The 9,961-nt window shown below is 34.6% G+C and carries 10 protein-coding genes; all 10 read left to right on the forward strand.

Annotated features, from left to right (window positions below; translation table 11 throughout):
- The first annotated feature begins 457 nt into the window (after window positions 1-457).
- The 10 genes from JCM15092_RS15785 to JCM15092_RS10390 all read left to right on the forward strand — a co-directional run bounded on the left by JCM15092_RS15785 (window position 458) and on the right by JCM15092_RS10390 (window position 9,952).
- Window positions 458-1,354 carry a BF3164 family lipoprotein gene (locus tag JCM15092_RS15785; RefSeq protein ID WP_235782329.1) on the forward strand — a complete coding sequence of 299 codons (897 nt, stop codon included), beginning with the start codon at window positions 458-460 and terminating at the stop codon, window positions 1,352-1,354.
- A gap of 22 nt (window positions 1,355-1,376) precedes the next feature.
- Window positions 1,377-2,327 (forward strand): tetratricopeptide repeat protein, encoded by a 951-nt coding sequence (locus JCM15092_RS10360; protein ID WP_024994600.1) that lies wholly within the window; start codon window positions 1,377-1,379, stop codon window positions 2,325-2,327.
- 71 nt (window positions 2,328-2,398) lie between these two features.
- On the forward strand, window positions 2,399-3,280 hold the full coding sequence (gene lepB, locus JCM15092_RS10365) for a signal peptidase I (protein ID WP_024994601.1): 882 nt from the start codon (window positions 2,399-2,401) through the stop codon (window positions 3,278-3,280).
- Window positions 3,281-3,299: 19 nt separating this feature from the next.
- The gene (locus JCM15092_RS17930) at window positions 3,300-3,665 is read left to right on the forward strand and encodes a hypothetical protein (protein WP_369384654.1); all 366 of its coding nucleotides are present in this window, start codon (window positions 3,300-3,302) and stop codon (window positions 3,663-3,665) included.
- Window positions 3,662-4,975 (forward strand): O-antigen ligase family protein, encoded by a 1,314-nt coding sequence (locus JCM15092_RS15790; RefSeq protein ID WP_369384655.1) that lies wholly within the window; start codon window positions 3,662-3,664, stop codon window positions 4,973-4,975. The genes JCM15092_RS17930 and JCM15092_RS15790 overlap by 4 nt, the downstream gene beginning before the upstream one ends.
- Window positions 4,976-4,994: 19 nt before the next feature.
- A complete protein-coding gene (locus JCM15092_RS17590; protein ID WP_235782330.1) occupies window positions 4,995-6,059 on the forward strand; it encodes a transglutaminase-like domain-containing protein in 1,065 nt (354 codons plus the stop codon).
- A gap of 38 nt (window positions 6,060-6,097) precedes the next feature.
- A complete protein-coding gene (locus JCM15092_RS17595) occupies window positions 6,098-6,943 on the forward strand; it encodes a hypothetical protein (RefSeq protein ID WP_235782331.1) in 846 nt (281 codons plus the stop codon).
- 289 nt (window positions 6,944-7,232) lie between these two features.
- On the forward strand, window positions 7,233-7,493 hold the full coding sequence (locus tag JCM15092_RS10380) for an NVEALA domain-containing protein (protein WP_024994602.1): 261 nt from the start codon (window positions 7,233-7,235) through the stop codon (window positions 7,491-7,493).
- 190 nt (window positions 7,494-7,683) lie between these two features.
- Window positions 7,684-8,712 carry a TolB-like 6-bladed beta-propeller domain-containing protein gene (locus tag JCM15092_RS10385; RefSeq protein ID WP_148296644.1) on the forward strand — a complete coding sequence of 343 codons (1,029 nt, stop codon included), beginning with the start codon at window positions 7,684-7,686 and terminating at the stop codon, window positions 8,710-8,712.
- Window positions 8,713-8,905: 193 nt separating this feature from the next.
- Window positions 8,906-9,952 carry an efflux RND transporter periplasmic adaptor subunit gene (locus JCM15092_RS10390; protein ID WP_439645908.1) on the forward strand — a complete coding sequence of 349 codons (1,047 nt, stop codon included), beginning with the start codon at window positions 8,906-8,908 and terminating at the stop codon, window positions 9,950-9,952.
- Window positions 9,953-9,961: the final 9 nt, after the last annotated feature.

Here is a 9,961-nt window from a genome sequence, read left to right on the forward strand (position 1 = left end):
TAAAACTTATATAATGTCTGATTTGGCTCTAGCAAATATTGAAGCGCTTGCCAATATTGAAAGCAATTCAGATTGTAATACATACTGCACCACAGATCCGAATTATGATTGTATTATACTTTATGGTTCTGGAGTTGAAGGTATAACATGCTTTGATATGAGGAAAAGATAAGTAGTACTATAGAAACTTTCATAATATCCAAATTGAACAAAATGCCACTGTTATACATAGCTATGGCAGTGGTGATTTTTGAAAGAAAAAAGATTTGATTCCCCTACTTAATATATAAAATATAGATAATGAGAAAATATTTTTTTATTCTAATTTCAATTAGCATATTGTTTATATCCTGCAACAATGTGGAAACATATAATGATGCTGAAACTTTTGATCTAAAAGGTTTTTTCTAAAATAGAAAATCTTAAGGGTAAAACACTAGAATTTGATAGTTTGGTAATGCATCCGAGTGATATTATTGTGTATGATTCGTTATTGGTACTTGTTGAACCCAAATGCGATAAAATGATTCATATTTATAATCTTAATTCAAGGAAAAGAGAAGCATCACATATTTCATTTGGTCAAGGACCCTATGAGATGATTAGACCTAAATTTATAGCAAACAATACAAGTGGTGATACACTCCAACTTTTTGACAAGTCTTCGTACTGTATTATGAAATACGATATGAAAGCATTCAGAAAACCTGAGAAAGTTATGCCATTTGATCGTGTGAAACTTTCTCAGCAAGTATTCCTGAATGTGGAAAAGATTGGCAATGATATTTGGGGATATTCGCATAATCCCAAATATCAGTTTTATCTTTTTGATGCATGTAATGGCAATAAGATAAATGAAATTATAGGATATCCATTATGCAATGTTGAGTATTCTGATATTGAGAAAGTCGATGCGTTCTATATGAATTTTGTAAGCAATGGTGCAGATAAGATTGCTATCTGCTATTGTATGACTGACTTGATTGACTTCTATAATATAGATGGTACCTTACATAAACGTATTCATGGACCTGAACATTTCTTCTCACATTTTAATGATTATAAAGATGGTAAGGTTGTTTCTTCATCTCCTGACAAAAATACTCGCGACGCTTATTTTTCTCCTTGTTCAGCAGGTGATAATCTTATGGTTCTTTATAATGGTGGTTTAGTAAATGATTCCAATCATAGTAGCTCATGCAAATGGATATTTTCATTTTCATGGGATGGTAAACCAAATGTAGCGTATAAATTGAGTGACCCATTATTGTTTATGACTGTTGATGAGAAGCATCGTAAAATATATGGAATTAGTAATATACCAGAATATCATATAGTAGAATATACATTCTAGAATTTAATAATTCAAATTATAAATGAGAAAATATATCTATCACCTCTATGGTATCGGAATCTGTATTCTTATTGCATCTATAATACTAATAATTGATAGATCTAATAATATTTATGCATGGACTTTAGGAGATTTATCTTCAAGGTATGATTCTGTTTTCGAAGCTATCAATTCTCATGATTATATTACAGCTCGTCAGGAATTGAAACCATTAGCAAGGATTGATTCAGCCAAGTTTGCCCAATATTCTTTAGGAGATTTATATTATCGTGGTCTTGGAGGAGAAAAAGATTATGATAAGGCATACAAGTTGTTTAAAGAATCAGCAGAAAATGGAAATATGGATGCAATGAACAACATAGCTTTCATGTCTTTGTACGGTCATGGTACTGATGTTAACTATGCAAAGGCTTATGAATTATTTCGTAATGCAGCATTGCAAGGCAATCCTCATGCTCAATTAGGATTGGGGACAATGTATCGTCATGGATGGGGAGTAACACGTAGTTGCATGCTAGCTATGGACTGGTATAAACGTTCAGCATCGCATGGTAATAGTGATGCCATGAATAACATAGGATATATGCAATACAATGGAATAGGTGTCCCAATGGATTCACAACAAGCCTTTTATTGGTTTAGCAGAGCTGCTGTACTTGGTAATCCTATAGCCGAATATAATATGGGTGTTCTTTATTGCGTTGGAAGAGGGGTAGACCATAAAGACTTAGTTAAGGGAGCTGAATGGCTTACAAAATCGGCAATGAAAGGTAATTCATCGGCACAATATAACTTAGGGAATATGTATTACTTTGGTAAAGGAGTAGAAAAGGATGTAGAGAAAGCTGAATTATGGTATCGCGCAGCAGCAAAGGAAGGACATAAAAGAGCATCTTTTACAATAAAAGATTTAGAGAACAAAGGCTATATTGAACCTAAAGATTCATTAATGGAGTTTGATGTTGAAGATTAAATGCTTAGGAGATATTTTCCGAAACTTTAAAATTAAAAATAAAAAGTGAAGCGATAAACAAGTTTACTGATATGTTAAAAATAAGAAAAGTCTTAGATAGATTGTTGTCTGTATGCTTTTGGCTGTGCATTCTACTATTGGTATGGTTGACTCTTTTAGTAACTTCATTTGCTTCTTTTAGAATTCCATCAGATTCTATGGAACCATCAATACTTCCTGGAGATAATATCCTAGTAAATAAATGGGTTATTGGTGGGAGAATCTTTAATATATGGAAAGCTGTAGAAGGGAAAGATGTAAATATATTTAGACTTCCAGGGTTCGGAAAGATAAAGCATAATGATGTATTGGTCTTTAACTTTCCCTATCCTGCGTCATGGGACAGTATTGGAATTAATCTTCATACATATTATGTGAAGCGTTGTGTAGCATTGCCTGGTGATTCATTTGAAATAAAAGATTCACGCTACATGGTAAAGGGATATAATGGAACTTTAGGTCCGGAGGAATCGGAGTACAGAATGAAACAGATATTATCATCTGGTAAGGAACAAATTAACGATGTTATAATGAATAGTTTTCCTCTTGATGATTCAATAGGTTGGACTATCGAGAATTTCGGACCTCTGTTTATTCCGTCTGAAGGTTCTACGGTAAAGATGACTCCTACAAACTGCAAATTGTACCGAAATGTGATAGAATGGGAACAGAAGAAAAAATTGGTTCTGAAGGGAAATTCAGTCATGCTTGGTGACAGTCTGATTAGTGAATATATGTTCTGTAAGAATTATTACTTCGTGGCAGGCGATAACAGGATAAACTCGCAGGATTCACGATACTGGGGACTTCTGCCAGAGGAATTCATTGTAGGTAAGACTACACTGATCTGGAAGTCGGTTGACCCAAATACAGGAAAGATACGCTGGGATAGGTTATTTAAAAAGATACGTTAGCTATAATGATTATATTACTATGAGAGACAGATATTTCAGATTTGCAGTGATGCTTGCTATATTTATTACTATGGCAACATGTCTTAGTGTGGTATGTCATGGCTCAAGCTATCTGCCTGTCGAGATATTGGATGATGATCGGGCATGGATGCATATCAGTCTTGCTGTTTCCATGCCTATTCTTGCTACCTTTATATTGCTTCGTCCCAAAGAGTTTGCAGGAATATCAGCCATGCTGACTCCTTGGGTGTTCATAATATATGGAGGCATTCTGTGCGTTTGGGGAATGATGCAGATTTATGGATACTCATATTCCAATCACTCGCTCTATTCACTCACAGGACCTTTCTATAATCCGGGACCATACTCCGGCTATATTGCATGATACTGCCTATCTGCGTGCATGAATGGTTTAACCAAAGGAATGCCAACAAATGGCTATCGTATATCTCGTTATCAGTTATGCTGCTTATAGTCTGTCTGTTGCCAGCCGGTATGAGCCGTTCTGCCTGGATGGCAAGTGCTATATCATGTATTTATGTTATTTCTATGAATTATTGGAGTAAGATTGGAACATTAATAAATAGATACAGAAAAAGAATCGTTCCGTTTGCTATAATATCATTAGTTATAATATCATTAGTTATAATAACATTAGTTATAATAACATTATCGGTCATTGGCTTATATATGCTGAAGAAAGACTCGGCCGACGGCCGTCTTTTTATGTGGAAGATCTCATCACAGGCAGTTGCACAAAATCCATGGACGGGGTCAGGATGGGACAATGTCCCAGCTGCTTATGGTCAGGCACAGGAAAAGTTCTTTGCCGAAGGTAATTATTCGGAAACAGAAGAATATGTAGCTGGTACTCCTGAATATGTATTCAATGAATATCTGCAAGCATCAATTGCATGGGGATTACCTGTTACCTGTATGTGTTTGCTTGTTGTAATTTTTTGTTTTTATATTGGAAACAGGAATGGTCTGTATGGTATCTGTGGAGCTATACTATCATTATCGGTCTTTGCTTTTTCCTCTTACCCTTTTCAATTCCCTGCATTTGTTTCTGCCTTGTTTGTTCTGTTATTTACCTGTATTGTTCAAACAATCAAATCAAAGAAATCTATTATTCTTTATCCTGTTGTTTGTGGTCTGTTGTTATGCACTTTTGTCTGTTCCCAAAACTACAGGCAGGATAGCAGGATAGTCGAGGCATGTAAGAAATGGAACGGAAGCCGTATCTTCTACCAATCAGGAGCATATAGCCGGGCAGAACTGGAATATGCAGAAATTGAAGCAGAGATGAAAGGGAATGCACGCTTTATGTTTGAATACGGTCATACTCTACATAAGCTTCATAAGTATAAAAAATCAAATGAAATTCTTATTAAAGCTTTAAGTCTCAGTGGCGATCCTATGATTCTTAATATAATAGGTAAGAACGAACAGGAGCTGAAAGAATATGATAGAGCTGAACATTATTTTCTCCGCTCTGTACACCGTCTTCCAAGTAGGATATATCCCTACTATCTGTTGGCAAAGCTATACAGTACACATGAGTACTACAACTATGATAAGTTTAAATGGGCATGTAATATGGTCATACATAAAGAGCCAAAGGTTCAGTCAACTGCAATAAGACAGATGAGAGATGAGATAAGAAAGCTTTCAAGAACCACTAATATCAAATAATTAATATAGAATATCAGACATGAAGAATATTACCATAATCAGCATTTTAATTATTTTGCTTTGTTCCTGTTCAACAGTGGACAGTCAGTTGGATATTGCCCTTGATATGGCGGGCAGTAACAGTGTAGAGCTTCAGAAAGTTCTAAAGAGGTATAAGGATGAAGACCCTGAGAAATACGAAGCAGCCTGCTTCCTTATAAGTAATATGCCTTTCCATGGCTCATATAAAGGAAAGGACTTAAAAAAATATTATAAGTATTTTGAGGAATATTCTAAGCTACCATTCTCAAAGAAAGTACAGGAGCTTATTGATTCCTTAAAAAAAGCTGATGGGGATTTTGATATATCACAATTATCATACCAGAAAGACATAACTCATATTGACTCTGCTTTTCTTACAAATCATATTGACTTCGCTTTTAAAGTCTGGAGGGAAAAGCCATGGTGTAAGAATGTAGATTTCAATTCATTCTGTGAATATATATTGCCATACCGTATAGGTGATGAACCATTATCCTGTTGGCGTGAGGATATTTATAATAAGTACAACCCTATCGTAGAGAAACTTTCTAAAGATATGGATGATCCTAAAGTGGTAGCTCAGATATTACTTGACAGTCTGTGTACTGGTAAATACCATCATACTTCTCTTTTCCCTTCAGGGCCTCATATCGGGCCTGATGTTTTAAAATGGAAATCGGGCAGTTGCCGTGAGTTTACTGATGCAATGATATATGTACTCCGTTCTTTAGGAATCCCGTGTGGAGTTGACAGAACTATTCTGCTGGGTGACAATAATGCCTCTCATTTCTGGAATTTTATCATTGACAAAAATAAGGAAACATATTATACCAACCTGCCATATGATATAATATGGCGAAAAGCAATAAAATATAATACCACAAAAGCAAAGGTTTACAGAGTGACATTCGGGATGAACTTTAAAATATATGATGAACTGAAAGGTTACGAAAATATCCATCCTAATTTTAGGTTTCCATTGTTTAAGGATGTTACAGATATTTATATAGGCGATAAAAATAGAAATGTTTCTTTTGATGCTCCCAGCTGTTATGCAGTATAAAAAGTAACAAATTGCTTTACCTGTCGCTTACTAATAGAATGGGATGGGAACCTGTAGCATACTCTGTTTTTAAAGATGGCAAGATAACATTCAAGGATGTGGAGGGCGGTGCTGTGTACATATTATCATATTGGAATGGTGATAAATATGAAACGGTAACCAACCCTTTTTTTATGGACAAGGAAACAGGTAAGATACGTTATATAACAGCTAATAGAGAAACAGAGCGAATGACAGTCTACAGGAAATGTCATTTCCCATCCAGCGCATGGCTTGATGAAAGAATGATTGGAGGTGTATTTGAGGGAAGCAACAATGTAGAATTTAATGATGCAGATACATTGCACAGCGTAACAGAAGTTCCATATCGTCTCTGTACGTCTGTAAAGCTTAATGCAACAAAGCCATATCGCTATCTGCGTTATAAAGGAGCCGACGGTTACTATTGTAATGTTGCAGAGATAGGTTTCTATGAGAATTATAATGATTCAATTCAGTTATGTGGAGAGATAATAGGTCCCCCCAGTAGCCTTGAGGACAGAGGACGTGAATACAAATATGCATTTGACGGTGATGTAAACACATCTTTTGGTTATAAGAATCCGGATGGAGGATGGACAGGGATGGATTTCAGAAGGAAGACTTATGTAAGAAAAATAGTATATACTCCACAGAACGATGTCAACTTTATATATAAGGATAATATATATGAGCTTTTTTACTGGAATGATAACAATTGGGAATCATTAGGAAGGCAGACAGGTAAATCAGATTCATTGCTTTATACTGTTCCCAAAAATGCTTTGTATTATTTGAGGAACTATACGACTGGTAAGGATGAAAGAATATTTGAATACATAGACGGGAAACAAATATTCAGATAGTATAATTAAAATGATATAATTAGATTCTGAAATGTACACTGGTAATAATCACAGTAATAAAACCAGATAAAATATGAGATAAGATAGGTGGCAAGGATTTATGGCTCTTCACACCAAATATATCCTTTACCACCTACTGATTCTCCAAAAAAAGAAAGGAGGAAACATTAAACAAATTTATTTAAAATAATCAGAAAACACAAAGCTATAGCTTCTTTCTTCTGCGGTTCTAATCTTTACGAAAACAAGATTAAGATTAAAATGATTAATAACTCAAAAATTTAAAACGATGAAAAAGAATTTATTTAAGATATTTACAGTGATAGTATTTGCAACAATTGCAGGGTATAATTTATATAATTCTCAGAAGACTGATATGATGTCTGATTTGGCATTGGAGAATATAGAAGCTTTGGCTCAATCAGAAAGTTCAAGTGGAATTAGATGTTATACTGGAGATGGGCATTCATTTTTGTGTATATGTAATAGTTGCGTATGGGGTTATACAGGAACCTCTTCAAATGGTTCATGCTACAAACAAACATATTAGTCTTACTTCTTTGTTAAGTTTGTAATGTACTTTAATTTAGTTATACAATAATAAGTACTTGCTAATTCAATTAATAGAACAGCACTTATATTGTATAACTATTAAAAATCATCATCTATTAAAGTGTGATGTAATTAAAAGCATACTTAATCTATACAATCAGATAAATTTATTTCTTATTAATAAAAAAATGAAAAAATATTTATACATATTCTGTATTTTACAACTATGTTCTTGTTCTTCTATTAATAAGAAGAACTGTATTATTGAGGAAAATAATATAGAAAAGACAAACTCAGTAAGAATTACTACTAATGAGGCTCTATACGTAGATAAGGTATTTGCCGATGATTCACTTTTATATTTAATAAACAGGAAGACTGATTCATTCCTTTATGTTTATAATAAATTTGATTTTTCTTTTAAATGTTGTTTCGGAAATTTAGGACAAGGACCAGATGATTTTCAATTTCCGTTTTTTCTTGAATCAAAACAAATACAAAAGAACGTCCTTAAATTATATGATGTCAATTTAGTCTCTTTTAAAAATATTGACATAGACAAAATGCAGAAAAAGGAAAAAGATGCAATTATCTCTGTGTCTATGCCAAAGTATATTATAGGCTCACCAAATCTGTATATGACAAATGATTCTATATTTATAGGGAATATGGATAATAGTCAAGGACTATTTTTTACATACAATAGCATAAGGAATGATTTAAAATGGATTAATTTCCCAAAAGAACTAATACAACCAGAAAATGATTTTTCTGTTATGAATATGAATCGTGTAGCCATTAATGAGGATGAAAATAGAATAGTCTCTGCTATGTGCTACTATAACCTATTCTTTTTATATGATATGAATGGAACTCTAAAAAGAACAGTTCAATTAGGCAAGGAGAAAATTATTCCGAAAATTATAGACAAACAAATCATAAGTGAGGATAATCTAATAATTAGTAGAGATATTGCATCTAGTAATAAATATGTTTTTATTCTTGTCGAAAATGTAAAAGAGAAGGATTTTGAGAACTTAAATAATAAACATTCTAAGATTATTGTATTAGATTGGGATTTAAATTATATAAAAACGTACAAATTACCACATTATGCAATAAGTGTATATTTTGATAAATTTGCTGAAAGAATAATTTATACAACATTAAATAGTGAGGGTGGAACCGACTTGTATTACATTCCGACACGTCTGTAGGAATTACTTACTAATTTTCACCTCATTCCTAATATATTAGATTTATCAAACATATTTTTTATGCAATATCTCAACCTGAAAATTTGGAATATAATATAATAGCATTTAGTTTGAATTAAATAAAATATTCATATTTATCTCTACAAAATATATGAAGAACACAATATTACTATGTACTTTGGTATTCGGAGGAATGCTTATCTCCTGTTCTGACAGGAAGCAGTCGGATAATGACAAGGAAGGAGTTGAGACATCCTTACCCACCCTTACTAACGAGGTGACGGTGAGGACACTTAAAAAGGGTACGTTCAACCATGAGCTTATAAGCAACGGAAAGGTATCGGCAGATAGTTATGCGGATCTGTATTTCCGCACTCCCGAGGTGATAGCACATATATGGGTGAAGAACGGTGAACATGTACGCAAGGGGCAGAAGATTGCTGAGCTTGACCTGTTTAGGCTCAACAATTCCCTCTCACAGACAAAGAACAGCATGAAGCAGTCACAGCTGGAGATGCAGGATGTACTTATAGGGCAGGGATACTCACCCGACAAGACAAAGGGCATTCCGGAGGATGTAATGGAACTGGCAGGTGTGAAGAGCGGATACATACAGTCAAAGGCTCAGTATGAATCTGCTAAATACGACGTACAGCAGGCAACATTAATCGCTCCATTCGACGGAGTCGTTGCGAATCTTTTCTCGAAGAGCCATAATATGGCGAAGACTGCGGAACCTTTCTGCAGGATAATAAATACCGGAGATATGGAAGTGGACTTCACAGCACTGGAGAGCGAACTGCCTTTAGTACGGAAGCGAGACAAGGTTGCCATTATTCCTTACGCTGCTACTGTAGATGAATGTTCTGGGAGTGTCAGCGAGATTAACCCGAGTGTGGATGATAACGGAATGGTGCGCATCAAGGCAAAAGTAAACGGTAACGGTAAGCTGTTCAACGGAATGAATGTCAGGGTAAGTGTACACAGGTCGGTTCCCGATCAGCTTGTGATACCTAAGAGTGCAGTAGTACTCCGCTCAGGCAAACAGGTGGTATTCACCCTTGATAAAGGAAAGTCAATGTGGAACTATGTTACAACAGGACTTGAGAACATGAACGAATATACCGTCACCGACGGACTGGAAGAGGGAATGCAGGTAATAACATCAGGTAACGTGAACCTTGCCCATGAATCTCCTGTGAGAGTGGTGAAGGAAAACAAAACAGTCAAGTCTGAATGATAAAACAGG

It is taken from the genome of Phocaeicola paurosaccharolyticus JCM 15092 (assembly GCF_000613805.1).
GTDB lineage: Bacteria > Bacteroidota > Bacteroidia > Bacteroidales > Bacteroidaceae > Phocaeicola > Phocaeicola paurosaccharolyticus.